The sequence below is a fragment of the Promicromonospora xylanilytica genome (genome assembly GCF_054782895.1).
This window is the reverse complement of record NZ_BAAGRP010000068.1, coordinates 24,710-47,833: the sequence shown is the minus strand read 5'-3', so window position 1 is coordinate 47,833 and position 23,124 is coordinate 24,710. Positions and strand designations below refer to the sequence as shown.

The 23,124-nt window shown below is 68.3% G+C and carries 27 protein-coding genes; 16 read left to right on the top strand and 11 right to left on the bottom strand.

The window, feature by feature from the left end:
• The first annotated feature begins 253 nt into the window (after window positions 1–253).
• Genes ACYVK7_RS20010 through ACYVK7_RS19965 form a run of 10 tightly spaced genes read left to right on the top strand, consistent with a single transcriptional unit; the run spans window position 254 to window position 8,743 of the window.
• Window positions 254–1,195, top strand: coding sequence for a bifunctional DNA primase/polymerase (locus ACYVK7_RS20010; RefSeq protein ID WP_460889467.1), 942 nt, complete (start codon window positions 254–256; stop codon window positions 1,193–1,195).
• Window positions 1,192–1,533 (top strand): hypothetical protein, encoded by a 342-nt coding sequence (locus tag ACYVK7_RS20005; RefSeq protein WP_460889466.1) that lies wholly within the window; start codon window positions 1,192–1,194, stop codon window positions 1,531–1,533. Before ACYVK7_RS20010 ends, ACYVK7_RS20005 begins: the two co-directional genes overlap by 4 nt.
• The gene (locus tag ACYVK7_RS20000) at window positions 1,530–2,393 is read left to right on the top strand and encodes a hypothetical protein (RefSeq protein WP_460889465.1); all 864 of its coding nucleotides are present in this window, start codon (window positions 1,530–1,532) and stop codon (window positions 2,391–2,393) included. The genes ACYVK7_RS20005 and ACYVK7_RS20000 overlap by 4 nt, the downstream gene beginning before the upstream one ends.
• Complete coding sequence (locus tag ACYVK7_RS19995; RefSeq protein ID WP_460889464.1) at window positions 2,386–3,471, top strand: ParB N-terminal domain-containing protein; 1,086 nt, start codon at window positions 2,386–2,388, stop codon at window positions 3,469–3,471. The genes ACYVK7_RS20000 and ACYVK7_RS19995 overlap by 8 nt, the downstream gene beginning before the upstream one ends.
• Complete coding sequence (locus ACYVK7_RS19990; RefSeq protein WP_460889463.1) at window positions 3,468–4,151, top strand: hypothetical protein; 684 nt, start codon at window positions 3,468–3,470, stop codon at window positions 4,149–4,151. The genes ACYVK7_RS19995 and ACYVK7_RS19990 overlap by 4 nt, the downstream gene beginning before the upstream one ends.
• Window positions 4,152–4,160: 9 nt before the next feature.
• Window positions 4,161–5,318 carry a M23 family metallopeptidase gene (locus ACYVK7_RS19985; protein ID WP_460889462.1) on the top strand — a complete coding sequence of 386 codons (1,158 nt, stop codon included), beginning with the start codon at window positions 4,161–4,163 and terminating at the stop codon, window positions 5,316–5,318.
• Entirely contained in the window at window positions 5,315–5,584 is a 270-nt protein-coding gene (locus ACYVK7_RS19980; RefSeq protein ID WP_460889461.1) for a DUF6112 family protein, read from the top strand. The genes ACYVK7_RS19985 and ACYVK7_RS19980 overlap by 4 nt, the downstream gene beginning before the upstream one ends.
• A gap of 13 nt (window positions 5,585–5,597) precedes the next feature.
• Window positions 5,598–5,867, top strand: coding sequence for a DUF6112 family protein (locus ACYVK7_RS19975; protein WP_377187860.1), 270 nt, complete (start codon window positions 5,598–5,600; stop codon window positions 5,865–5,867).
• A gap of 3 nt (window positions 5,868–5,870) precedes the next feature.
• Complete coding sequence (locus ACYVK7_RS19970; protein ID WP_460889460.1) at window positions 5,871–7,292, top strand: conjugal transfer protein TrbL; 1,422 nt, start codon at window positions 5,871–5,873, stop codon at window positions 7,290–7,292.
• A complete protein-coding gene (locus tag ACYVK7_RS19965; protein WP_460889459.1) occupies window positions 7,289–8,743 on the top strand; it encodes an SCO6880 family protein in 1,455 nt (484 codons plus the stop codon). Before ACYVK7_RS19970 ends, ACYVK7_RS19965 begins: the two co-directional genes overlap by 4 nt.
• A 94-nt stretch (window positions 8,744–8,837) precedes the next feature.
• Here ACYVK7_RS19965 and ACYVK7_RS19960 read toward each other — a convergent pair whose 3' ends face one another.
• On the bottom strand, window positions 8,838–9,692 hold the full coding sequence (locus ACYVK7_RS19960; protein ID WP_460889458.1) for a GIY-YIG nuclease family protein: 855 nt from the start codon (window positions 9,690–9,692) through the stop codon (window positions 8,838–8,840).
• 179 nt (window positions 9,693–9,871) lie between these two features.
• On the opposite strand from ACYVK7_RS19960, the gene ACYVK7_RS19955 reads away from it, so the two are divergent.
• A complete protein-coding gene (locus ACYVK7_RS19955; RefSeq protein WP_460889457.1) occupies window positions 9,872–10,441 on the top strand; it encodes a hypothetical protein in 570 nt (189 codons plus the stop codon).
• A 237-nt stretch (window positions 10,442–10,678) separates the two neighbouring features.
• Here the strand turns inward: ACYVK7_RS19955 and ACYVK7_RS19950 are convergent, their stop codons facing one another.
• Complete coding sequence (locus ACYVK7_RS19950) at window positions 10,679–11,266, bottom strand: hypothetical protein (protein ID WP_460889456.1); 588 nt, start codon at window positions 11,264–11,266, stop codon at window positions 10,679–10,681.
• Between the two features lie 426 nt (window positions 11,267–11,692).
• Between ACYVK7_RS19950 and ACYVK7_RS19945 the strand changes: the two genes are divergently transcribed.
• From ACYVK7_RS19945 to ACYVK7_RS19930, 4 genes are all read left to right on the top strand, one after another.
• Complete coding sequence (locus ACYVK7_RS19945; protein WP_460889455.1) at window positions 11,693–12,301, top strand: HIRAN domain-containing protein; 609 nt, start codon at window positions 11,693–11,695, stop codon at window positions 12,299–12,301.
• 296 nt (window positions 12,302–12,597) lie between these two features.
• Window positions 12,598–13,527 carry a hypothetical protein gene (locus tag ACYVK7_RS19940; RefSeq protein WP_460889454.1) on the top strand — a complete coding sequence of 310 codons (930 nt, stop codon included), beginning with the start codon at window positions 12,598–12,600 and terminating at the stop codon, window positions 13,525–13,527.
• 59 nt (window positions 13,528–13,586) lie between these two features.
• Window positions 13,587–14,102, top strand: coding sequence for a hypothetical protein (locus ACYVK7_RS19935; RefSeq protein WP_460889453.1), 516 nt, complete (start codon window positions 13,587–13,589; stop codon window positions 14,100–14,102).
• Entirely contained in the window at window positions 14,099–15,550 is a 1,452-nt protein-coding gene (locus tag ACYVK7_RS19930; protein WP_460889452.1) for an ATP-binding protein, read from the top strand. The genes ACYVK7_RS19935 and ACYVK7_RS19930 overlap by 4 nt, the downstream gene beginning before the upstream one ends.
• A gap of 145 nt (window positions 15,551–15,695) precedes the next feature.
• Here ACYVK7_RS19930 and ACYVK7_RS19925 read toward each other — a convergent pair whose 3' ends face one another.
• The 6 genes from ACYVK7_RS19925 to ACYVK7_RS19900 form a co-directional block, all read right to left on the bottom strand.
• On the bottom strand, window positions 15,696–15,977 hold the full coding sequence (locus tag ACYVK7_RS19925) for a DUF2243 domain-containing protein (RefSeq protein ID WP_460889451.1): 282 nt from the start codon (window positions 15,975–15,977) through the stop codon (window positions 15,696–15,698).
• Entirely contained in the window at window positions 15,871–16,122 is a 252-nt protein-coding gene (locus ACYVK7_RS19920) for a DUF2243 domain-containing protein (protein ID WP_460889450.1), read from the bottom strand. Before ACYVK7_RS19920 ends, ACYVK7_RS19925 begins: the two co-directional genes overlap by 107 nt.
• Before the next feature lie 600 nt (window positions 16,123–16,722).
• The gene (locus tag ACYVK7_RS19915; RefSeq protein WP_460889449.1) at window positions 16,723–17,301 is read right to left on the bottom strand and encodes a hypothetical protein; all 579 of its coding nucleotides are present in this window, start codon (window positions 17,299–17,301) and stop codon (window positions 16,723–16,725) included.
• Window positions 17,302–17,374: 73 nt separating this feature from the next.
• On the bottom strand, window positions 17,375–18,358 hold the full coding sequence (locus ACYVK7_RS19910) for a M56 family metallopeptidase (RefSeq protein ID WP_460889448.1): 984 nt from the start codon (window positions 18,356–18,358) through the stop codon (window positions 17,375–17,377).
• Complete coding sequence (locus tag ACYVK7_RS19905; protein WP_357462463.1) at window positions 18,355–18,741, bottom strand: BlaI/MecI/CopY family transcriptional regulator; 387 nt, start codon at window positions 18,739–18,741, stop codon at window positions 18,355–18,357. The genes ACYVK7_RS19910 and ACYVK7_RS19905 overlap by 4 nt, the downstream gene beginning before the upstream one ends.
• Window positions 18,738–19,310 (bottom strand): hypothetical protein, encoded by a 573-nt coding sequence (locus ACYVK7_RS19900; RefSeq protein ID WP_460889447.1) that lies wholly within the window; start codon window positions 19,308–19,310, stop codon window positions 18,738–18,740. The genes ACYVK7_RS19905 and ACYVK7_RS19900 overlap by 4 nt, the downstream gene beginning before the upstream one ends.
• 128 nt (window positions 19,311–19,438) lie before the next feature.
• Here ACYVK7_RS19900 and ACYVK7_RS19895 point away from each other — a divergent pair, with 128 nt between their 5' ends.
• Window positions 19,439–19,777 carry a DsrE family protein gene (locus ACYVK7_RS19895; RefSeq protein WP_460889446.1) on the top strand — a complete coding sequence of 113 codons (339 nt, stop codon included), beginning with the start codon at window positions 19,439–19,441 and terminating at the stop codon, window positions 19,775–19,777.
• A gap of 116 nt (window positions 19,778–19,893) precedes the next feature.
• Here ACYVK7_RS19895 and ACYVK7_RS19890 read toward each other — a convergent pair whose 3' ends face one another.
• Genes ACYVK7_RS19890 through ACYVK7_RS19880 form a run of 3 tightly spaced genes read right to left on the bottom strand, consistent with a single transcriptional unit; the run spans window position 19,894 to window position 22,698 of the window.
• Complete coding sequence (locus ACYVK7_RS19890; protein ID WP_460889445.1) at window positions 19,894–21,087, bottom strand: outer membrane protein assembly factor BamB family protein; 1,194 nt, start codon at window positions 21,085–21,087, stop codon at window positions 19,894–19,896.
• On the bottom strand, window positions 21,084–21,953 hold the full coding sequence (locus ACYVK7_RS19885) for a cytochrome c biogenesis CcdA family protein (RefSeq protein WP_460889444.1): 870 nt from the start codon (window positions 21,951–21,953) through the stop codon (window positions 21,084–21,086). Before ACYVK7_RS19885 ends, ACYVK7_RS19890 begins: the two co-directional genes overlap by 4 nt.
• Before the next feature lie 4 nt (window positions 21,954–21,957).
• A complete protein-coding gene (locus ACYVK7_RS19880) occupies window positions 21,958–22,698 on the bottom strand; it encodes a DsbA family protein (RefSeq protein WP_460889443.1) in 741 nt (246 codons plus the stop codon).
• Window positions 22,699–23,124 lie beyond the last annotated feature (426 nt).

The window sequence follows — 23,124 nt, the reverse complement described above, 5'->3', positions numbered from 1 at the left end:
CAGTTCACCCGCCTGGTGCGTAGGACCGTCTGCTGCGGGGGTGTGGCACGGCGAGGATCTCCGCCGCTGGTGGCGGGATGTCGGGTTGAGCCGTGGCGCGATGCCTGGCGATCTTGGTGACAGCGATGCGCAGGGAGCCAGTATCGGTGCGACTCCTGCGCGGTTCTGACCTGCTCTAACACCACCGGCGCGGTTTCGGCACGCGGTTTTCCGCATGCGATTTTGGCTGATTCTTGGTGTCAGCGTGGTGGGCATGGACGCATCGCAGCCCACAGCACTCGACCGCCGGATCCGCGCGGTGGTCGCCTCGTTCGGCGCGTCGTCGGCACCAGAGGTCGCCACGCAGCTGATCCGTGCTGGTGTGCCGGTGTTCCCGTGTGTGCCGGGCGACAAGCGTCCGTTGACGCGACACGGGTTCCAGGACGCCACGACCGATCTCGCCGAGGTGGAGCGGATGTGGCGGCGATGGCCCGAGGCGAACCTCGCCATACCGACCGGCCGCGCCTCGGGCTTCGACGTCGTCGACGTCGACTTGCATGACAGTGCCTCGGGGCGGCCCGCGTTCGACGCGTCCCTGACCCGAGGGCTGACGGCCGGTTGGGCGTTCACAGTTCGCACGCCGTCGGGTGGCCTGCACGCCTACTTCCCGAACATGCGCGAGCAGGCATGCTGGACCTGCGCCACGGCCCACGTCGACTTCCGCTCAGACGGTGGCTACGTTCTTGTGCCGCCGTCGCGTGTCGTGTACGACGAGGGGACCGCGGGCGTCTACCAGGTCGCCGCGATCGCCAGCCGCCTGTCGGCGCCGGTCGACGGCACCAACCTGCGCGCCTTCTTCGACCCGCCTCGCCCTCGCCGGACTCCGGCCTTCACCGCGGACGCCGTGGGCGCCTCTGATCCGGAGCGGCTGGCGGCGTGGATCGCTGCGCACCCCGAGGACGGTCGCAAACGGCGTCTGTTCTGGGCGGCCTGCCGTGCCGTCGAGGCGGGACACGACCTGGGACCGACACTCGCAGCTCTCGGCAACGCCGCCCTGCATGTCGGCGTCCCCGCCCGGGTCGCCGAGTCAGCGATCCGTTCCGCGTTCCGGCACGCGCACCCGCGTGTCGCACCGTCGGCCAGCGGCCGACCGTCCCACCCGACAGTCCCGGGCGGCGCACGCCGTCCGGAGCCTCCCACGGCGGTGATCTCATGAACGACCAGCACACGCCCGCCTCCCGCACGGGAATCGCAAAGGCGTCCGTCCCCGACGGACCGAATCCCTTCGCGGTGCACGGCGACCCATCCCGGCACGACGACACGACCGCGGCGGACTCGTCGAACGCGCGCAGAGTCCGCTGGACCCGAGCGGCGGACCTGCACCACGACTCGAAGGTCACCGAACGGCTGATGCGGGGCGTGGACTTGGAGGCCCGATTGATCCGCTGGACCATCAGCCTCCCGGCCCGCGGGGTCCGCCGGCTGCGGAACCTCGGTACCCCGGCGCCTACGCCCCACCGGGGCGTAGCCCACGAAGGCCCGGTGCTGTCATGAGCGCCCTGACCTTCACGGCCGGCCGCGACCTGCCGCCGTTCGCCAACCCGCAAGGGCTGCGGCGTCTCCTCGTCGCGATACTCACTGCCAGTCCCGACGGCTGGAGCAAGCACGCCGAGGTTCCCGCGCTGCTTCGGTTCTGCGAGCTGAAGTACACGCTCCTGGCGCACCGCTACGGACAGGACCCCGGTGACGCTGTCACCTCCGCGTTCGACGTGCTTCGTCTCCCGTCGACCCTGGACGCCGATGATCCGTGGGGTGTGGTCACCCGCGCGGTCCAGCGCACCCTGCAGGCTGCGGACCGCGCCGATCGGCTCCTGTGCTCAGTCGATCACGCTCGGCGGCTGATGAGCTCCGGCGACCACGACGCCGCACGTTTCAGCGAGCTGTCTGATGATGCAGTTCCCGCTGTCGTCGATCGCCTCGCGGGCGAGAACTCTGACGGGCTGGCGGCCGAGTCGCCCCGTTCGCGGATGGTCGGGACGTCGGCCCGCGAGACGATCTCGGACCGTGACGTCCGGATCGGGATAATCACAGTTCGTACCCTGCTTTCGTGGTCCGGGTGGCCGCCTGAGGATGCACGGGTGGCGCTCGAGTACGTCTGCCACCGGCTGCGAGAGTCGGGCAACGCGGGAGCCGCCTATGACTCGCTGCGCCGGGACCTGACCCCGTTGCACCTGCTCGACGTCGACCACCGCAGTTGGGCACGCCTGTGCCGCATCCTGCTCGGCGACGTCGGAGACCACGGTCTCCTGCGGCGGGCGATGCTCGGCGCCCGTCCCGTCGACCTTCTCGCCGACGCCCGCCTCCTGTCGGCCCTCGCGTTGACCGCGCCGGTCCCGGCGGTGCGCCATGCGTGAGGACGAGCCACTCGGCGGCCTGGACGTCGCCGTCGACGCGATCACCGTCGGCGTCCGGCACCGCAAAGAGCTCGGCGACCTCGACGCGCTACGGGCATCGATCGAACAGCTCGGGCTGGTCCAGCCGATCACCATCACGCCCGGGCGGGTGCTGGTGTGCGGGTGGCGGCGTCTGGAAGCGGTCAAGCAGCTCGGGTGGACGAAGGTGCGTGTATGGGTCCGTTCGGGCCTGTCCGACGGCGCGACCAGACTTCTCGCTGAGCACGACGAGAATGTGCTGCGCCAGGCCTACACCCGTACCGAGCAGGCGACCCTCTACCGCGAGTTCAAGGAGGCGCTGCGGCAGGAAGCGCAGCGCCGCCAGGAGGCTTCGCGGTTCGATGCCCACGGCGGATCCACGGCTCCAGACGGTAAGGCTCGCTCGGACAAGGCCGGCGATTCGAACATTGTGGGAGCCGTTGAGTCAACGGCACCTGCGATTTTCGGCGAAGTGGGCGGGCCGGGCGACTTGCGCGACCAGGCGGCGCTGCTGGCGACGGGGAAGAAGTCGTGGCAGGCCATGGAGCGGATCGGCAAACTGATGGATCTCTCGGCCGATCCGACCCAGCCCGAAGAGGTCCAGGCACTCGCTGCGGAGGCCGTCGACCGGATCGAGGACGGTGGCCAGGTCGCGCCCGAGTGGGAGAAGGTCCAAGCCCTCATCCGCGATCTCGGAGGTGTGGGCGCGGATGACGCAGCCCCGCACGAGACTGAGCATGGTGCGCCTCGCGGAGCAGCGTCGCACCGCGAGGGGACGCGGATCTCCTTGTACAAGCTGCGGGTCTGGGGCACGGCATGGGAGGGGATCGCGCGGCTCCTGGACGAGCACGACCCTGCGGTCCTCGGTCCAGAACTGCTGGCGAAGGACTGGGAGACGCTCTGCACCGTCCAGCGGAGGCTGACCGAGTTGGTCGAGCAGATGCGCGTGGCTCGTGAGGCCGCTGTGACCGTCGACGAGCCGGCGCCCAAGGACGAGGCCGATGTAGTGCTCACCGTTGGCGGGCTGGCGGAGGTCATCCCGCTCGGAGCCCGGCCATGAACACCCACCTCCTGCGCGATCGAATGCCCCTTGGCGTTGTCTTCCTCGGCACGGCGGCGGTGCTGATCGTGGTGGGGCTGTTCCTCGTACTCGGGAACTCAAGAACCACCAGTCCGGCCGTTACCGACCCGAGCACCGTGGCATCAGCGCCTACACCTCCCGCCTCCGATGGCGCCGAAGAGAGCGTCGGCGAGACGAGAACCTCGGCGGGCCAGGCAGCGACGTCGGACCCGGTTGCCTTCGCCCGCAGGACCACCTCGATGCTCTTTGACTGGGACACCACAACCGACACGCCCGCGGCGATCACCAGCGAAATCCTTGCTGTGGCCGATCCGACTGGGCAGGAGACGCCCGGCCTTCTGGCAGACCTCCCCGCCTACCTGCCCGACGGCTCGTGGTGGCAGCGGCTGGGGGAGTACCGGACCCGTCAGCACCTGGAGACCACTAACGCCTTTGTGCCCACCGCATGGACGCAAGCCGTCGCGACCGGACAGGTCGCTGACCTGCTCCCTGGGACGACCGCGGTGACCGTCGTAGGCATCCGGCACAGGTCCGGGGAGGTCGCTGGCCAGCCGGAGGCCACACGGACCAGGGTGGAGTTCACGATGTTCGTCGTGTGCCCGCCCGACGACGAGTGCTGGCTCCTGCGCCTGGGCGCTCTGGGCAAGGCTCTGGGCTGAGGGCCGACCATGCGCAAGATGCTGCTGTTCCTCGTCTTCCCGGTCCTGTTGCTCGGCCCGACTGTGAGCCTGCTCGCCGTCGCCGTTGTGACCGCGCTCGCGCGACCGCCGTCGTGCGGCCCGTCCGTCACGGACGTCCCGGAGAGCCTTACCGCGACCATGGCCGATGGGACAACGGTCCAGCTGGACGGCACACAGCTCGGTCACGCTGCCACGGTCGTGCGAATCGGCGGCTCCACCGAGGGCGTAGGGCGAGACGGCATAGTCGTCGCCCTCATGGCGGCACTGACCGAGTCCCGGCTACGGATGCTCGCCAACACTGTCTACCCGGATTCCGCGGACTACCCGCACGACGGCGTCGGGTCCGACCACGACAGTCTCGGGCTGTTCCAGATGCGCCCGGTCTCGGGCTGGGGCTCCGTGGCGGAGCTCATGGACCCCGAGTACCAGGCGCGTGCCTTCTTCGGCGGTGCCGACGGTCCGAACCACGGATCGCCGCGCGGACTCCTGGACATACCTGGATGGGCTTCGCTGCCTAAGGGCGCGGCCGCTCAGGCCGTTGAGGTCTCGGCGTTCCCGGACCGGTACGCCGCCTACGAGCCCGTCGCTGAGGTGATCCTCGACGCACTCACTCTGCCTGCTACGGCCGCCGTCCCGAGCCCTGCCGTGGCAGCGTTCCATCCGACGAACCGGATCGTGTTCCCGCTGCCAGCAGGGACCTGGACCCGCACGTCCGGCTACGGGTACCGCATCCACCCGGTCTGCCGCACCGGGCTCCTGCACGCGGGCACCGACTACGCCGCCCCGGCAGGGACCCCTGTCCTCGCTCTGGCAGACGGCGTCGTCACCGACGTTAGCCGCAACGCCCGCGGCGGGAACGTCGTTGTCCTGGACCACGTGATCGACGGCGAACCTGTCGCGTCGGCGTACGCACACCTGCTGGACGGGTCGGTGCTCGTGCACGACGGCGATCCGGTATCGGCCGGCCAACAGATCGCCGCCGTCGGCTCCACCGGCGCGGCGACGGGGCCACACCTCCACATGGAGGCACATCCCGGACGGTTTGCCGACCCTGCAGTCGATTTCGAGCGGTGGTCCCGAGCACACCGCCTGGACAACCTGACCGACGCCGCGCCAGCGGCCTGCACCACCGGGGATGAACGATGAACAAGAACGTCGCTCCCGACTTCTCGGCCGTTGCAGGCACGGCGTTCGGCGATGTCGTCGGTGCGCTGCTCACCTTCGCGCTCCTGACTGCCGTGGCCGTGCTGATCGGTTCATCGATCGTGTGGGCTGTCGCGGCCTCGTCCGGGTCCTGGCAGGCCGTCGCCAAGGCCCGCACCGGAGTCCTCGTCGCTCTCGGCGGTGCGGCCCTCACCGGGGGCGCGCTGGCGTGGGGAGGGTGGCTCCTCAAGCTCGGCAACCACTTCTGAAAGGCGGACGACCATGATCGACATCGACCCCAACACCAACGGGCTGCCCGGCATCGATGCCCTCCAGACGATCGTCGGCGCGCTGATGACCGTCGGGCTGATCTGCGCCGTGCTCGGCGTGATCATCTCGGCCATCGTCTGGGCGTTCGGTGCCAACAGTTCCAACCCACAGCTCGCCGGACGCGGCAAGACGGGCGTGCTCGTCGCCCTCGGTGCGGCCGTTCTCTGCGGCGCGGCCGTGGCTGCCGTGAACTTTTTTTGGACCGTCGGACAGCAGGTGTGAGCCATGGACATCTGCTCAGCACCGGTCGTCTCCACCGTCTGCCAAGAGACGGCGGACGGTGTCGCCACCCAAGCGGGCTCCGTGGCGCTCGGCATCGTCAGCCAGTTCGCCGACGGAGTCGGCGATGTTGCGTCCTTCCTGATCCGGAGCGTCTGGACGCTGATGGAGTCCACGACGTTCGTCGACCTGCGCACCGGGGAGTTCACACGCGTCTACGACCTCGTGTTCGGCGTGGCGGTCTTCCTCATGCTGGCGTTCTTCCTGCTCCAGCTCATCAGCGGCATGCTCCGGCGCGAGCCCGGTGCACTCGCCCGGGCGCTGAGCGGGCTCGCCAAGAGCGTGCTCGGATCCTTCGTCGTCGTCACACTCACCGCACTGCTCCTGGAGATCACCGACCAGGTCTGTCTCGCGATGGTCACCGCAGCCGGGACGTCGATGGAGGCCATGGGCGCCGAACTCGCCGTCGCCGGCTCACTCTCTGTGGCGGGCACGATCGCCGCACCCATGGCCGGCGCGCTGCTGTCGTTGTTCCTCGCGGGGCTCGCGGCCGGAGCTGCGCTGATCGTGTGGTTCTCCCTGCTCATGCGCAAGGCACTGCTGCTCCTGTCGGTCGCCCTCGCTCCGCTCGCGCTAGCCGGGGCGTCGTGGGACGCGACCCGCGGGTGGGTGGCCCGGTGGGCGCAGTTCGTCGTCGCACTGATCGTCTCGAAGCTGGTGTTGGTCGTCGTCTTCCTCCTCGCGACCACGCTCACCGCGTCGCCCGTCTCCGGGGACCTTGCCGGGTTGGCGGACAAGCTCGCCGGGGTCGCACTGCTGCTCGTGGCCGGGTTCGCTCCATACATCACGTACAAAGCGATCGCGTTCATGGGCTTCGACATGTACCACGCGATGTCGATCGAGCAGGAGGCAAAGGCCGCGCTGAACCGGCCAGTTCCGGTCACAGGCGGATCCGCAGTGGCAGGTGGTCTCGCCGCCCGGAACGTACAGAAGGTACTTGGGCCCGACGGCGGTGCTGGCGGCGCCAGCGGTCGAAAGGCGTTGGGCGCCGGGGGCACTGGACCTTCGGGGGCCGCCGGCTCGGCGGGCCAGATGGGAGCTATGGGCGCCAAGGCGGCCGGGAGCACTGCGGGCGGCTCAGCGGCGGGCGGTGGCGCCGCAGGTGGAGCCGCCGCTGCGGCAGGACCTGCCGCAGCCGTTGCGGTCCCCCTTGTCGTGGGAGCGCAGGTCGCCAAGGCTGCCGCTACGGCCGGGCCCAAGGCCGGGTCCGCCGTCGGGCAAGCGGCCGATCAGCAGACTGGCGCGGCCCAGACGCCCACGACCTCGTCGGGCACGAGACAACCTCGGGCGACTCCGGCCGGACCTCCGCCAGCAGCCCCAGGGCGAGACGTGCCTACCGTGCTTCCTGACCGAGGAGGGAAGCGATGACCGCGCCCGCCACCACGCCGTCGGACGACCCGCTCACGTCGGTGAAGTTCTCGCGGCTCTCCAAGCGTGCCCTGCTCCTTGGCCTGACCGCCGCCCAGCTCACGGCCCTCGCCCTCGGAGTGCTGCCTCTGGTCGGCGCTATCTACCTGGGCGGGCACGCCGTCGTCGCGGTCCTGCCGCTAGCCGTTCTGTGCGCCGGGATCGCGCTCGTGCCGATCGGTGGACAGCCGATCGTCGCCTGGCTTCCCATCGGCCTCGCGTGGGTGTGGCGATCGCTGACTGGGCAACTCGAGTTCCGGGTGCGGATCGACCGCCCGCGCCCCGCGGGGACCCTCGCGCTGCCGGGCCGCGCCGCGGCGCTGCGCCTCGTCGTCGACACAGTGACGGGGGCCGCGCTGGTGCACGACCCGCACGCGGCGACGCTCACCGTGACCGTGCCGGTGACCGCGTCGTCGTTCACGATGCTGGACTCTGCCGACCAGGCGCGCCGTGTTACAGCATGGGGACGGGTGCTCGCGACCACCTGCCGGTCTGGACGGATCGCAGCGCTGACCGTCACCGAGCGCACGCTGCCCGGATCCGGTGCGTCGCTGACCGAGTGGTGGCGTGCGAACGGCGCCGACGACGGGTCGCTGCCCGCCCAGATCTACGGTGAACTCATCGACCGCGCCGGGCCGACGGCGGAACGGCACGAGGCGACGGTCTCCCTGACCCTCGATCTGCGCGCCGCCGGGCGCGCGATCCGGACCGCCGGTGGCGGGCTCAGCGGCTCTGCCGCGGTGCTACGCCAGGAGGCACAGACCTTGGCGACTGCGCTTCGGGCGGCGGAACTGACGCCGTCGACCCCGCTCGGCCCGAGGGGTCTCGCGATGCGACTGCGCACGGCGTACGACCCAACCGTCGCGCCGCACCTGGAGCGGGATCCGGGCCTCGGGCGGGAGGTGAACACGGCAGGCCCGGTCGCCGTCACCGAGACGTGGGGCGCCTTGCGGTCGGACGCCTCATGGCACTGCACCTTGTGGATCTCGCAGTGGCCGCAGAGCGCCGTCTATCCAGGGTTCCTCGCGCCATTGCTCCTGACGAGCGGCGTGCAGCGGACCTTCACCATTCGCTACGAACCCGTCCGCGCGGACGTCGCGGCGCGCGACCTGCGCCGCAAGAAGACTGGCCACGTCACCGAGGCGGCCCAGCGCGCGAAGGCCGGCCAGGTTGAGGACGTCACCCAGACCGCGGAGTACGACGACGTCGTGACCCAGGAAGCCGACCTCGCGGCCGGGCACGGGGCGCTGCGAGCCACCGGGCTGATCACGGTCTCCGCGACCGATCTCGACGAGCTCGAGCACGACGTCGCGGCTGTCGAGCAGGCGGCGATCCAATCCGGATGCGAGACGAGACGGTTGTGGGGGCAGCAAGCGGCAGCGTTCTCGGCGTCAGGTGTCGCATCGCTGTAGACCTGGGTGCCCGCACGCTGGCCCTGTGACCACGCCGGACACCGCGCAGAAGCCCCTCCTGAGTCATGCCACCCGATCCGCCGCGCCGACCTGCCTAATTGCGGTTGTACCCGAACTCCCGGGTCAGGAGGGCCCTCTTGTAGTGCTCCTCGGCTGCGTCGATCTCGGCCGTCGGGGTGCTGGGACCAAAGACGCGCAGCAGGCTGAACTGGAAGTCGTGGCTGCGGTCAGGCTCGGCGCCGAGAAGTTCCGTCAGTCCGATGTTGCCGCCGTGTCCGGTGCGGGCGTATGTGGCCCACCGGCCGAGGATGCGCTCGGAACCGTCGGCCTTGCCGACGTACTTCTTGCCCGAGCGGCAATCGGCGATGAGATAGATGCCCTGAACCGACCCGAGGGCGACCTGCCAGGAGCGGTAGCGGCGGTCCTCGACGACTTTCTGCAGCGTAGCGAAGTCGATGCGCACTGCGTCGAAACCAGGGAATGGCACCTCGGCGGGGTCTGCGATCTCCACGAGGGGGAAGAGCGCAGCGAGCTCACCACGGCGGAACCAGTTGCGCATGCCGCTCCACTCGACGACGAGTCGGTCACGCAGCGATCCGAGGAACTCCGACGGCTCCAAGTCGAAGCACAGGTGATCCGCCGTCCGCTCGGCCACCGCTTCGCCGTTGTTGGTGAACGTGCCGATGAAGCGAGACCGGGCGCCGCCATCGTGGACGAAGGTCAGCCATAGGCGCGGCTGCGTCGCCCCGAACCGTCCCACGACCTGTCGGCGCGTGTACTCAAGCACGCTCTCGGCTGTCAGGGCCGCTGGCCCGGCCAGTCCGTGGGAGGTAAACGTGTGGCGGATCACCAGCATGTTCTTGGGGTCGACACCGGTAGCGGCTAGGACGTGCCCGAGCAGCAGGTTCCCTCTCTCGGTGTCAGGGGGTGGGGCCGAGATCGCACTCACGTCGTGACCCTAGCGCGCACCCATCGCCTGCCTCGGATTGCGGCTGCGTACAGTGAGTGAGTATGACTGAGGAAGCCTCAGAGAGCGAAGGGCCAACGGAGCGCCGGATCAGAGTCCAGCGGCCAGGTGGGCAGTGGGAGGACCTGCCTCCTGCTCTCCCTCTTAGCGACGCTCCTGCGGTGAACGCGATCGGAAAGCGGAGCCTCAGAGAGCTTGCGGAGATCCTCAAAGACGAGAGCCACCCCGACTATGCGAACGCCCTCAAGTACGACCAGCTGCTGCGTAGCCGCATGCAGCCGGGAGTTGAGTCGTTCATTGCGAAGGTGACGAAGGCTGGCCGAGCTGCCACGGCAGTGGATTCGCTCGGGCGACGTTACCGAGAACTTGCCACCGCAACTCTGCCGACTTTCCCTGCCTCGTCGCTGGCCGACCTCCCTAGTTTCAGTCTTGCCTCGCGGCATACCGAGCCCACTGATGTCCAGCCGCCCGCAGCCGACGTGGTCGAGATCCCCGATTGGACGGAGGCTCTCCTGTCGATGCAGGGCGATCAGATTAAGTTGCTCCAGGACAGTTACGACGCCGATCGGGACGACGCAGTGGCGGCCAAGGTTGCGGCGGACGACGCTCGCAATGAGGACCGGGCCACTGCTGAGCGCGCCGCTCGACGCGAGTGGATTGGGATCGCCGTCGCCGGTTTGCTGGGACTCGCTGGTCTCGTGATGTCGATCGTCGCGCTCGGGGGGGCGTGAATTCGCTCGTTGTCGCGGGGTTGGCCACGGGGATTTGCGGTCACAGTTCTGGACGGTCCGGTCTTGCCAGCTCGGCGGGAACCAGCCTCGGAACTCTGCGGGTCCCGGGGCTCGTCTTCTCTGGTCACAGGTTCAAGCCCTGTACGGGCACCAGAGGCCCGGAATTCCGCCAACTCGGGGCTTCTCTGCTTTCGTTACGTGGTGCCGATCCAGCGGAAACCCAGCGTTACGCGCCGCTTAGGCGTCGGCCAGCAGGTTACGCATCGCCCGCCGGAACTTGGTCTCAGCGGACTCGACGTCCTCATCCGTGGCATGCGCCTTCTCTTGCTTCGTCACGTCCCACTCCCAGACATAGATGTCCAGGACGTCACGCAGGTGCACGGCGGCCATGTACACCGCTTCCGGCACTTCTACCGCCAATTCGGCCAGGGCCTCATCGAACCTGGTGTACTTCCCATACTCTTCGGGATACATGTCGCCGTACCGCTGACCGTACTCCTGCTCGTAGTCCCTCAAGTTGTCACGCGCCTTGCGTGCTTCAGCGAGGAAAGTCAGGCAGGCCGCTTTGCGTGTCTCTCGGCGCAGCTCGATGCGGTCGAACTTTCGCTGCTCGGCTGCCCGGCGATCCGCCGTGTGTGAGGCGTGAGCCGCGAGGAGCCAGGAGCCCAACCCTCCGAGCAGCGCACCTGCCACTACCCCGAGAAGCTGGCTTTCATGCCAGGGCGCGGGAGTGGGGGCGGCATCCGTCGTTGCAGCAAGAAGCGAAGCTCCTCCGACCACCCCGTTCACAAGACCAGTCACCGCGACCGCGATTGTTCCGTTCATGGGCCTGAGGCTAGAACCAGGGCGGCTCACGAGTGACGATGCAGAGGGTGAAGTGCCCTGCGCGGCCCAGAACCACGAGGATTCCTCTGACAGCTCCTGCCACTGCCCGATGCCGGAATCATGCCGACCGGAACGATCACCCGAGAAGATGCCCGCTCGTGGCACGATGCCGGAGCGGTTGCCCTCAGCGTCGGCTCCGACCTCGTCGGCGACAGCATGAGGACTGGCAATTACGACACGACCCGTACCGCGGCACGCGAGTGGCAGGAGATTGTCGGCAGCGATTAGTAACCGCTTCAGCGACAGCTGTGAGCACTGGCAGGTGAAGTCCGGGTGATTGATGGTGCGAATTGAGCCCTAGCGCGATCGTCGGTGCGAGGATGCACGATACGCCAACGTGGTGCATGGACTCCTCGGGAGGTCGATGTGGGCTTCTGGGCTCGCCTGTTCGGCAAGAGCGACACGACGGTTGCCTCTGGAAAGTCGCTCGCTACCGAGAAAGAACGTGCTCCTGCTACGCGACCCGAGCCCACCCGCCGCTCCGTGCGACGCTCAGAGTTCCTGAGCCGCGAGGACGAGGAACGCAGTTTCGTCGTGGGTCCCGACGGCATGCCAAGCGGAAAGCTCAAGCGCATCGGCGATCGGCTGGTGATCGTGACCGACGACGGCGCGGGCATCGTGAACCCCAGGAGTGCGCGCATCCATTCGCTGGGCATCTACTGTTTTGGTCTCCGCGGGAGCTCCTACCAAGGTTCGGCAATTAAGCGTGGCGACTATCGCCCTGGCGAGACCGTGCAACTTGTCCGCGAACCCGACAACGAACACGACCCCAACGCAGTGGCGGTGCACGCCACAGGCGCCGCGAAACGCGGCGGCTATGTGAACAAGATGAACGCTAAGCGCATCGCGTCGCGGCTCGACCGCGGCGAAGAACTGTCCGCTATCAGCGTGCGGGGTGACAGGCCGGGCAAGGAGGAGCTGCGCCCGGTCATCCTCGTTGCCTCACCACCTGTTCTGGCCCACCTGCGCCGGTGAACTGTCAGGACTCGACGGTGAGCCCAGCGGAATCCCCACGGAATGACCGGCAACCAGCGAGCACTTATGTGTATGTCTACAGCACATGGGTTCGCCGCTTCGCCGTACCGAATGGCAGGTGATAGGACCCAGCGACTGTCGGTCGGGTACGAGCGTTCCGTAATCTCCCGTTTGTCAGGTCAAGGGGACCATTCCGCGTCCGCTGGTGGCCTCGGCCAAGCACAGGGAAGTGCCCTCGGCGACGATGACATAGGTCGTAGATGTGGCTCGAGTCAGCGCCGACGCACCTGTGTGGCATGAGCACTACCGACCACATCCACGCCGTTCGTCACGCGGGGAATCTGCGCCTCGATGTCCGTCACGAGGGCCGTGAGCCCGAGCCGCTGCCAGATCGCGGGTTCCGGCAGCGTTACTGGTACCGGATCACCGACACCAGGAACCCCGGCAGGGAACCCGTAGAGGGTTCGGACCTGCGCTCCGGTGTCGGCGATCACCCGGACGTCGATGCGATGATCCGGACCTTGGCGACCTTCCTCGGCGCAGCCGGGGAAGCGTACTGGTACACGATGCAGCACCCGAGCACGCCGTCGGACAACCGGGGGCTGTTTTCCTCATGGGTTCCGGAGGCCGCGTACGAGAACTCGGACGAGCTCGACCTCCTGACGGAGTGGCCTGACCCGGACGAGCCGCCCACCGATCTCGACCACGGACTCGGATTGGGATCCACGCAGCAGGCGGCTCGCACTGAGCTGTTCGACCGGTGGGAAGAGATCTCCGAGCCAGAGGAGGATCCCGAGCTCGGGTTCATGGTCGAGACCGAGATCGATGAGCCGCCGCCGGCATGGCCGCCGGCGCGCTACTTCGAGGTCGTGTTCATGCAGGACTCCGAGGGCTACGACCTGTGCGACATGATCGCCGAGCACGGCGTCGACGTTGCGATCGAGCACCTTGCCCAGTGGGACTACGGCAACGAGACGGTCAACGCGGCGATCTCCAACGGCGATCTGCGCGAGGACGTCGTGACATTCCACGGTGACCGCACTGCCGTCAGCGGCTCCTACACCCTCGTGTACAACCTGAGCCTCGGGCACGCGAGCCTGCTCAAGGAGTTCGCTGCGGTCGAACGACCGTCCGCCAACGTGCGCCGCCGCAATGTGCGCGAGCCGGCGATACCGCCTCCGAATGCCAGTGATCGCGGGTCTCGTCCGCCAGGCCCTGCGCTGTAGTCCGGCACCTTCCGCGCACCTGGTGATCGAGCCGTCTCGCCCCTCGAAGGAGGCACGTCATGTCGATCTTCAGCGACCACATCGCCGACGCTGACGCAGCTACCGAAGCCGTCCGTGCCCTGGCGCACGCGACGGTCCGCTTCGACCACCAGGACGAGCCGCCCGGACCGGACGGCCTGCGCACCGAGCACCCCCAGGACGCGTACTCGGTCCTGGGCGACGTCCTCGGGGTCGTCCGCTCCCTGTCGCAGGTCGCCCAGCAGATCGCGGCCGTCCACACGCGGAATGCCGCGCAGGCGCAGGGCCAAGCCGGATCGGGTCTGGAGGGCCAGGCCCACGTACGGGCTGTGCACACCCACGTTCGCGACGCGCTTCTCGAACTCGAGCACGTCCATTCCCACCTGAATGCTGCGATGAATGCCGCGGGCCGCATCACCTGGCAGCCGCCCGAGCCGGCTGTACCCACATCGGGCGCCGCCCGCCCGCTGCCGCCCGATGCGACCACGACCGACCCCTTGGCGCCCTATGGCACCTCGAGGATCACGCTCCGGACCACGGACGGACCGGGCCTGTGAGCCCTGACCAGGAGCGCATCCACACGGCGACGTTGTTCACGCCGGCTGGCCAATCCCGCCGGGCACGACACGAACGACGTCGGGCGCTCAAGGCTCTGCAGACTTACACGGCATCACGGCCGCCGTCGGTCCGTGAGGCGCCGGCTCGCTACCTGCCGAAGAACGGCGAGCCAGGCCCTTCCGGGCTTCGCAGCCCGATCAGCCTGCGGGTGCCGAAGCATCAGGACACCTCAGCGACGTGGCAGGCCGCCTACCCGTTCCTGGCCGAGTCCGCTCTTGACGCAGGCGGGGTGTTCGTCGGGCAGATGCTCCCGTCCGGTTCCTCCTTCACCTACGACCCCTGGGTTCTGTACCAGCAGGGCCGCATCACGGCGCCGAACGTCGTGGTCGCGGGGATCGTCGGCGCGGGCAAGTCTGCGCTCGCGAAGGCGCTGTACTTGCGGTCGCTCGCGTTCGGCCGCCGCGTCTATGTGCCGTGCGACCCGAAGGGCGAGCACACCGCCATCGCCGAGGCCGTCGGCGGGAAGGCGATCCAGCTCGGGCCGGGCCTCGCGGCCCGGCTCAACCCGATGGACCCGGGTGTTCGCCCATCGTCGGTGTCGGACGACGAATGGGGCGCCCAGGTCGCTTCCCGTCGCCGAGCGCTCCTCGGGGCTCTGGTAGAGACGACCCTCGGGCGCGCGTTGTCGCCGGTGGAGCACACGACGATCGACGTCGCACTCGCCGCCGCAGTCCGCGCGGCCGACGGCGTCGCGGTGCTCCCGCACGTCGTCGGTCACCTGCTCCAACCGCATCGGGACGATGACCCTGACGGCCGCCTCCGGGAGGACGGCCGCGCGGCCGCCCACGCTCTACGCCGCCTCGTCGCAGGCGATCTGGCAGGCATGTTCGATGGTCCCTCGACCGTCACGTTCGATCCGAGCCTGCCCATGCTGTCCCTGGACCTGTCGCGCGTTGCGGAGAACTCCACGGCACTGTCGGTGCTCATGACCTGTGCGTCCGCATGGATGGAGACCGCGCTGGCCGACCCCGACGGCGGGCAGCGGTGGGTCGTCTATGACGAGGCCTGGCGTCTCATGCAATACCCCGCCCTCTTACGCCGGATGGACGCGCACTGGCGACTGGCCCGGCACTACGGCATTGCGAACCTGCTCGTGTTCCACAAGCTGAGCGACCTGGACAACGTCGGCGACCAAGGCTCCGCGGACCGCGCGATCGCGACGTCTCTCCTGGCGAACGCCGAGACCCGGATCATCTACCGCCAGGAGAACGACCAGCTCGGCCCGACGGCGAAGGCTCTGGGCCTGACCGCCGCGGAGACTGCGCGGCTGCCGTACCTGGGGCTTGGCGAGGGCTTGTGGAAGATCGGCCGCAAGACGTACCACGTGGCTCTGCAGCTCCATGACGCGGAACTCGCCCTCTTTGATACAGCAGGGCGCATGGCCTGAAACTCTCCGAAGTTCCCGTGATTTCTGACCGTTCTGCCGGGAACTTGAGCGCAGTCGCCTACCAGGTGTCCTGTGCACGCTCAGGTTCGCGAGATCTGAGCCTTCCACCGCATGGAGGATCCCGACACTTGCCATTTCCCCGCGGTCACCTTTGCGCAGTTGCCTCGGTTCGGGCGGTGGTGGGCGCCCGGTTCCCGAGTCGGGTGCGTGCGATGGTCCAGATGATGCCGGCCAGGAGCAGGATGCCGCCAGCGGTGTTCCAAGCGATGTCGTACGGCAGGACCTCGACGCGGTAGCGGATCTGGTGCAGTCGCAGGAGCTTATGGTCGGCGATGCCGTCCCACGGCTGGAACAGTCCGAGACCGACGAGGAACCCGGCCCAGGCTGCGGCGGTCCAGAAGGTGCGTCGTCGTCGCGCGTCGAGCATGAGGAAGAACCTGAAAGAGAAGAAGAGCAGCTCGCCCGCGTTCAGTAGGCCCGTCCGAGACCAGCGCGATGTCTGGTGTGGCATAGTCATAGAAGTGGTGCCAGGCGAGGATCCGGTGGAACGCGATCTCGTCGATGGCCGCCATCCTCGAGATCCCGAGCAGGACGCTGCCCAGTACGACCGGTTCGCAACGGTGAGACGCCGTACGGTTCGAATCACCCGTCATGGTGGTCCTTCCGTTCGTCAGTCCGATCCGTCCGGCCGGGCGATTGCTCGATCCCGGCTTCACAGCTGTGCCGTTGTCGGCGCAGTGGGCAGTTGTCATCCGTTGGCGCGGTACCACTGTGCCCATAACAACAAGATCAACACGAAGTCGGCCAAGTCGCCCGTGGTGAGCCACCAACTGAGCGCCAGTGTGCGCGTCCACGGTGATGACGCCCTGCGGTGTGGAGGTGTTGATCAGCTTCGCCGGCACACCGTGCGCAGCCAGCGATGTGACCAGCAGTACCGCGCACGCGGCGAACCCGCCTTCCTTGGCGACCGGCCCACAACGAGCCGATCACTTGGTCTGGGCTCGCCGGAGGGCGAACTGGTCGCCGGGCCGGACCGAGAGCGCCGTGTCGTCAAGGCCTGGTCGCAGCCGCTTTCGCTGTTGCTAGCGGCGCCATGGAAGGCTTTCATACGGCGTTAGGTTGGAACGACCATGCACAAGCGCGCTCCGGGACACCATGGTGCTCGATCGGGTTCAGGGCGCCGTGACTGGTCTGAGTCCGATGAACTTCATGCGGTCCTGGCCGTACTGGCAGGTCTGCAGTGCGAGGTCGCCGTCGAGACCGACGAGATCGTCGGTCGTGGCCCAGATCTTCGAGGTGTGACGGATGTCGACGACTTCGTAGACCTGATCGCTGCCTGCGATGCGGATCTGTTCTCCGGTGTCCCACGGCAGGAGGACGTCACCTCCGCAGTTGTTGTGTGCGGCCCACACGGTCGGTACGTCCGCGTGCTCGTAGGAGAGCATCTCGGTGAAAGTGCCGTCGCACTCGTCGAGTTCCGACACACCACCTGCTGCCCCGAGATGCACGGTGGGTATCTGACCGGTGAGTCGCTCGCGTGCCGTGCTGATCACTTCGTTGGTGGTGGTCTTGAGCGTCCCGTAGGAGCGCTCGACGTCCTGCGGCGCGAGAATGTTCCACGCGCCGAGCGTGCCAGCCGCTATGAGCAGCAGGTTCGCGGCAAGATTGACCAGCTGTCCTGACCGGCGGTGATCGCTGGGACGTACATGGCGCGCACCGGTGGTTTTGCTGTCCTTGTATCCCGCCTTCATCGGCAGTTCCCCATCTTCGTCAATGTCTGTGGTCAGGCTCTGCCGGGCACACGCAACCTGTGGTCGTGTGAAGTCATGCGCACCCGGTGGCGGCGGCGATGAGGTACGGAACGTGCACCGTGGTGGCCAGGACCATGAGGACAGTGAGGTACGACGTAGCGACGAGTGCGGGCAGCACGCCGGTGATCCCCTTGCGAGGCTGCACGAGGTGACGGATCCGGTCGGGACCGAGCATGTGTAGGGCACCGTCCAGGTGTGCACTGTGCTTGCCGTCGTCATGGGCGTGTTCCCCGAGAGTGAGCAGCGCGGCGGCCAGGGCTGGAGTTCCGACGCGGCGACGGGCGACGTCGTCGGCAGCGATCTCGAGGTAGTGCGCGAGCGCGGTCTCCGCCGCAGCGATCAAAGGTACCCAGCGCAGATGCCGCGCGACGCTGCTGATCGCGGTGGTGATGAGGTGATGGCGCTGGTGCAGGTGGGCTTGCTCGTGTGCGAGCACCGCTGTGAGCTCATCGCCGGCCAGGACCTGCAGTGCGCCGGTGGAGACGACGATCCCGCCGTATCGTGTCGGCAGGGTCAGTGCGAACGGGTGAGGGTCGAGGGTGACGAGCACTCGTTGCCCGAGCACTACCCGGGAATCGGCGGTCCGCTGAAGGCGTCGTGCCGTGTCGGCGGTCGAGCGGTGGCGACGCAACGCTTCGACGGTGATCGATGCGGCCAGCAGCCCCGCACCGATAGTAGACGGGATGAGTAACGCCAGGACCGGGACAGCGGTGTCGACGGGTGTGGTGCCGAACGGGTTTGCCGCGGCCAGGCACCGTTGGCAGACCTGGGCAGCGTGGTCGGGTAGCACGGCCGGCCCGGAGATCGCCCAGGCCAGCAGCGGACCAAGCGCTAGCGTGGTCAGCACCCAGGCCAGGACGCTACCCATGAGCAGCGCGACCGCAACCCGTGGGAAGCGGACCAGGGCAGGAGCAGCATGCCGCAGCAGCCATGGACCGGCCAGCGCCGAGACTGCCAGCGTCACGATCAGCAGGACGGCGAAGATCTCCACGGTCACGATGCGTCTCCGGTGCCGCGGCGTGAAAGATAGTCACGCAGCAGGGCGAGGTCGGTGGGCGGGATGGTCTCGACGAAGTGCAGGATGGACGCGGCACGATCTCGGCTGGTCCCCAGGGCGTGCCGCATCACAGCAGCCACGTGCTCCTCGCGGCGAGCACGAGCCTGGTACCACGTGGAGTGGTGCTCCTTGCGCGCCGCGACCATCCCCTTGCGATCGAGGTTGGTCAGCACGGTGGCGATCGTGGTGTAAGCAGGGTCGTGCGGAAGCCGGTCGATGATGCCGCGGACGGTCGCCGGCCCTTGGTCCCACAGGACATCCATGACCTGGGCTTCCAGCGCCCCCAGGCGTGGCGGCTCCTGCGAGGCGCTCGTCGCGGTCATCGAACCATCTCCTGAAGGTGAGGGCGTGCTGGCGACGGGCAAGCGACCTGGCCACGCAGCCGCACGGCAAGCGCGGTGCCTGTCAGGAGCAGCCCACCAACAGCGAGGAACGGCTGCACCGGGGCGAACCACGTGATGGCCCCGGAGTACCCCAGGGCCAGCAGAGCGAGCTTGTTGCACACCGGACACCCCACGGCGAACCAGGCCAGGGCACCTCCTGCGATGCCGAAGCGACTCGTCCGCAGTTCCGGCTCGAGTCCTTCCCCGCCACCCGTTGCGCTGCCGTCCGCGTCGCTCCCAGGCGCGCTGCTGCGCCCGGTCGCGTAGGTGGCCACCAGCATCCCGGAGAACGCCGACGTCAGCAGCCACACCGGATAGTTCCACCACACCGGCGGTATCTCGCGGGCGAACAACGAGTTCGGGATGAGCACCGTCGCGACACCCAACATCAGCCCGAACGCGACGGACGCCCCGACGGCGACCCATACCTGCCGGGCCGTCCAGGTGCGCAGCCCGCGCGCCGCCCACACGCCGGCCTGCGGCCATGTGGACGTCAACCGTGTTGCCATCTTGCCCTCCATAAGATTCCAGGTCGACTATTACGCATAGTCGACTATGTGGCATGGTAAACGCCTAGCACGGCGTACTTCTACCCCACAAGCCCACTGCCTCGCACAACAAGCCCCGAGGGAGCGATATGACCGACAGCACGATCGGGCCACGCAACGACGTCGTCCTGCATTCCTCTGATGATCCCGAGGACGTAGATCGCGCCACCGCCGCAGGCGCGGCACTCATCCGTGCCGATCCGGCGCTACGGGTGCGGGTCATCGTCAACGGCCCTGCACTGGACAGGCTCATCAGCACCGCCGAACGAGTCGCCCCCGTCGATGGCGTGACTGTCCAGGCCTGTCAGGTCGGGATGCGACGACGCGGCATCGAAGATGGCCTTCAGCCTGGCATCCAGACCGTGGCCTCCGCGGTGGTGTCGATCGTCCAGGCACAGCGCGAGGGTGCGTCATACGTCCGGATCTGACCCGCGCTGCGGCTGCTCTTCCAGCTCGCCGTGTTCGGTGATGGGGAGCGGGACGTCGGCAGGAATGCTGACGAGTCGAGCAATATGCAGAGACGCCCTTCGCTGGCCGGTCGTCCTCACGAGCCGGGCCTGCCTTCTGCACGACCTCCGGTGGTCGCCAGGAGGTAGCCACGGCCATCTTCGAGCAGGGCGGCCCCCTCAGCGGTGATATCCACCGGCACCGTGATGCGTCCCTGGCCGTCCGGGGCGTAGGCCTGAGCGACGTCGCCCGTGATGACGTTGTGGACCCGGAGCTTGTCTCCGTCGCGCAGGTAGAGAAAGACGCCGCCGACGGCGGCGATCGTGGTCCGAGGGCTGACGGTGAGCGACCACAGAGACTGCCTGCGAGCGTCGAACGCGTGCAAGCCGGCCTCGTCAAGGACGACCATGGTGTTGGTTGTCGGGTCGATGGCCGCGTCGTGCACGGTGTCGTTCAGCACCGTCCCGTCGTTCAGGTCGATGAGCGCCCCGGTGGAGTCTGAGGTGCTGATCAGGACGAGTCCGTCGGCCGGCGGGGTCTGCACCGAGGGGCCGAGCGATCCCGGGTCCCAGCCGTGCTTGTCGAGCGGTATGCGCCAGAGTTCTTGCGTGGTGGCCGTGTCCCGCGCGATCAACGAGGTCTGGTCGGCGATCAGCAAGGTGCCGTCGTACTCGCCGATGATCTGCTCGCCCGTTGTTCTGTCCTCCGTGTGGACAAGGTTGCCGGTGGCCGGGTCCAGGGCGGCGCGTGGTCCGGTCTCACCCATGGCGGCCTCTGCCGGTTCGGCGAAGACCAGTCCTGGCCCCTGGTGCGGGCCGGGAAGATCAACCGGGCCCCAGACGTGCTCGCCGGTGGTCAGGTCGTAGGCGGTGGCGGTGGGGTCAGCCAGCGCGTCCGTGGTCGTCTGGACGTCGGTGAGGATCGCTAGTGCCTGTCCGTCGGCGCCGGTGCTGAGGGTGAACCCGGCGCAGCTGATGGGACGCTGCGCAGCCCAGAGGACGTCGCCCTGGAGGTCGACCGCGGTGAACTCCAGCATGCCGTCACGCTCCCCACCGGCGAGAAAGACTCCGTCCGCGTACTGAGGGGTGGTGTCCCAGTCGGGGTCAACCACGCGCGCGTTCTCGTACGGGGCTGGCAGGCGGATCGTGCTGCTGTCGACCTGCGACAACGACGACTCGGGCGGGTGAGGCTCCCGGTCCGGCTCCGGACCGGCTGGCCCGCACCCCGTCACCACGAGGAGCACCGCCGCCACCAAGCCGGGAGCCGTGCGAAGAGCACGCTGGTGGCTCATGGCTTCCCGCTTCCGCGGAGCTCGCCCGGCCGGGCCGCTGTCGCTCCGGCCCGGCGTCGGCGTGCCCAGATCAGTAGCAGCAGGACCGCCAGGACCAGTATGGCGGCGACGTCGAGGACTGGGTTGGCCAGGACCGCGCTGCGTTCCTGCAACCAGGCCTGGGCGTCGACGGGCAAGAGCTCCGGGGCGCCGACGAGTCCGTTGGTGGTCCAGAACACCATTCCGACGCCGACGATCAGCAGACCCGTCAGCACGGTGGTGGTGTGCAGTTCGCGGCCCAGTACGGTGAACGCTCGGCCGCGCAACATCCCTCTGCCTGTGGCGCCGAGCCGGCCCCACAGCGCAGCGATCAACAACAACGGCGCGACCATACCTGCCCCGTAGACCGCCAGGAGCCCGCCTGCAGAGACCATGTCACCCTCCGCGGCGGCGAGCGTGAGCACCGCACCGAGGATCGGACCGGCGCAGAAGCCCGCGACACCGCTGGCCGAGCCCAGCAGCAGCGTCTTGAGCCATCCGGTCGCGGTGGTGGCGCGTGTCTGAAGCCCGGCAGCACCGGGCAGCAGGCGGGCGGGATCGAAACCGAACCCGAGCGCCTGCGCCACCCCGAGGATCACGAGCAGCACCGACGCGACGAGCACGATCGCCTGACGGTGGGTGGCGAACAGCGCCCCGACCGCACCGGCACCGATGCCAAGAGGCACCAGCACCAGCACCAGTCCGGCGTAGAAGATGGCGCCATGCGTCAGCAGGCGAGGGCCTGCGCCGACCGTGGAGGCGAAGAACGCCGGCATGAGCAAGGCGGCGCACGGGCTGAGCAGCGCAAGGACGCCACCGAGGAAGGCACTGAGGAGTCCGATGTCCATCAGGTCACTCGGCCTGGGCAAGAGCTTGCTCGAAGGCGTCGAGGAACACCTGCGAAGGTTGCGCACCGACGATCGACTGTCCGCCCATCACGAACACCGGGGTGGAGTAGGCACCCAGGTCTAGACCGAGCTGAGCGTTCTTCGCGATCTGGTCAGCGGTCTCGGGCGAATCCATGTCGGTGACGAACTGCTCGGTGTCCAGGCCAAGACCTTCGGCCAGCTCCACCAGCGCCTCGTCGCTCAGCTGTGCCTCGGATCGCTTCTCCCCGTCGGCGAACAGCGTGTCGTGGTACTCCCAGAACGCTCCCTGGCGGGCGGCGGCGTACGAGGCGCGGGCGGCGCGTTCGGACGCCGGCCCGAAGACATTCACGTCTCGCCACTCGATGCGAAGGTCACCGGCCTGGACGTGCTCCATCATCAACGGCAGGGTCTCGTGGCTCCAGCGCGCACAGAACGGGCACTGGTAGTCAGAGAAGGCCACAAGCGTCACCGGTGCGTCCACGGGTCCAGCCGCCTGCAAGTCGTCCGGATCGTGCCGTTCGGCCGAGGACAGGTCCGGCTGAGCGGGGCCCTCGACCTCCGTGGGCGCCTCCTCCACCGCGGCGCCCAGCTCCGTCCCTCTCCCCGGGTCCGCCTGCCCCCGGTTGACCATGATCACCAGGCTGATCAGCAAGGCACCGACCACCACGATGAGGACAGGCACCACCCACGTTCGACGTGCTGCTTGCCCGTTGTGCACACCCATGACGCGCTGCTCCTTCTCTTGCCCGACATTCAACAGGCCCGACTATCGCACATAGTCGACTATGAGTGATAGTCGATCCCGTGATGGAGCCGTCACAGCGCACTAGCACCCGTGATGGTCGAGGCGACGCGCAGGACGAGTACGGCCACGGAGGACCAGCGGCCAACGCGGCCGCAGTTCCACGCCGGTCGGAAATGCGCTCGCGCCTTCCGGGATGCTGCGGTGCACGCTCGCTCAGGGGTCGGCTCGCCGACAGCGCCGAACCGACCGCGTTCACGAACGTCCGGTCGAGACCGAGCAGCATCGGCAAGACCACGGTCGCGACCGAGGCGCCAGGTCCGAGCACGCCGGCGACGAGCGAGGCCGTCAGGATCAAAAGGTCGACCAGCTACGGCATCTGGCCTTTCGCACCCGTGCCCGCGACGC

Excerpts from the sequence above, each read along its gene's own strand:
- ACYVK7_RS20010 (WP_460889467.1), top strand. The coding sequence starts at position 254 with ATGGACGCATCGCAGCCCACAGCACTCGACCGCCGGATCCGCGCGGTG.
- ACYVK7_RS20005 (WP_460889466.1), top strand. The coding sequence starts at position 1,192 with ATGAACGACCAGCACACGCCCGCCTCCCGCACGGGAATCGCAAAGGCG.
- ACYVK7_RS20000 (WP_460889465.1), top strand. The coding sequence starts at position 1,530 with ATGAGCGCCCTGACCTTCACGGCCGGCCGCGACCTGCCGCCGTTCGCC.
- ACYVK7_RS19995 (WP_460889464.1), top strand. The coding sequence starts at position 2,386 with ATGCGTGAGGACGAGCCACTCGGCGGCCTGGACGTCGCCGTCGACGCG.
- ACYVK7_RS19990 (WP_460889463.1), top strand. The coding sequence starts at position 3,468 with ATGAACACCCACCTCCTGCGCGATCGAATGCCCCTTGGCGTTGTCTTC.
- ACYVK7_RS19985 (WP_460889462.1), top strand. The coding sequence starts at position 4,161 with ATGCGCAAGATGCTGCTGTTCCTCGTCTTCCCGGTCCTGTTGCTCGGC.
- ACYVK7_RS19980 (WP_460889461.1), top strand. The coding sequence starts at position 5,315 with ATGAACAAGAACGTCGCTCCCGACTTCTCGGCCGTTGCAGGCACGGCG.
- ACYVK7_RS19975 (WP_377187860.1), top strand. The coding sequence starts at position 5,598 with ATGATCGACATCGACCCCAACACCAACGGGCTGCCCGGCATCGATGCC.
- ACYVK7_RS19970 (WP_460889460.1), top strand. The coding sequence starts at position 5,871 with ATGGACATCTGCTCAGCACCGGTCGTCTCCACCGTCTGCCAAGAGACG.
- ACYVK7_RS19965 (WP_460889459.1), top strand. The coding sequence starts at position 7,289 with ATGACCGCGCCCGCCACCACGCCGTCGGACGACCCGCTCACGTCGGTG.
- ACYVK7_RS19950 (WP_460889456.1), bottom strand. The coding sequence starts at position 11,266 with ATGAACGGAACAATCGCGGTCGCGGTGACTGGTCTTGTGAACGGGGTG.
- ACYVK7_RS19940 (WP_460889454.1), top strand. The coding sequence starts at position 12,598 with ATGAGCACTACCGACCACATCCACGCCGTTCGTCACGCGGGGAATCTG.
- ACYVK7_RS19935 (WP_460889453.1), top strand. The coding sequence starts at position 13,587 with ATGTCGATCTTCAGCGACCACATCGCCGACGCTGACGCAGCTACCGAA.
- ACYVK7_RS19925 (WP_460889451.1), bottom strand. The coding sequence starts at position 15,977 with ATGCTCGACGCGCGACGACGACGCACCTTCTGGACCGCCGCAGCCTGG.
- ACYVK7_RS19920 (WP_460889450.1), bottom strand. The coding sequence starts at position 16,122 with ATGGCGGCCATCGACGAGATCGCGTTCCACCGGATCCTCGCCTGGCAC.
- ACYVK7_RS19915 (WP_460889449.1), bottom strand. The coding sequence starts at position 17,301 with ATGAAGGCGGGATACAAGGACAGCAAAACCACCGGTGCGCGCCATGTA.
- ACYVK7_RS19905 (WP_357462463.1), bottom strand. The coding sequence starts at position 18,741 with ATGACCGCGACGAGCGCCTCGCAGGAGCCGCCACGCCTGGGGGCGCTG.
- ACYVK7_RS19900 (WP_460889447.1), bottom strand. The coding sequence starts at position 19,310 with ATGGCAACACGGTTGACGTCCACATGGCCGCAGGCCGGCGTGTGGGCG.
- ACYVK7_RS19895 (WP_460889446.1), top strand. The coding sequence starts at position 19,439 with ATGACCGACAGCACGATCGGGCCACGCAACGACGTCGTCCTGCATTCC.
- ACYVK7_RS19890 (WP_460889445.1), bottom strand. The coding sequence starts at position 21,087 with ATGAGCCACCAGCGTGCTCTTCGCACGGCTCCCGGCTTGGTGGCGGCG.
- ACYVK7_RS19885 (WP_460889444.1), bottom strand. The coding sequence starts at position 21,953 with ATGGACATCGGACTCCTCAGTGCCTTCCTCGGTGGCGTCCTTGCGCTG.
- ACYVK7_RS19880 (WP_460889443.1), bottom strand. The coding sequence starts at position 22,698 with ATGGGTGTGCACAACGGGCAAGCAGCACGTCGAACGTGGGTGGTGCCT.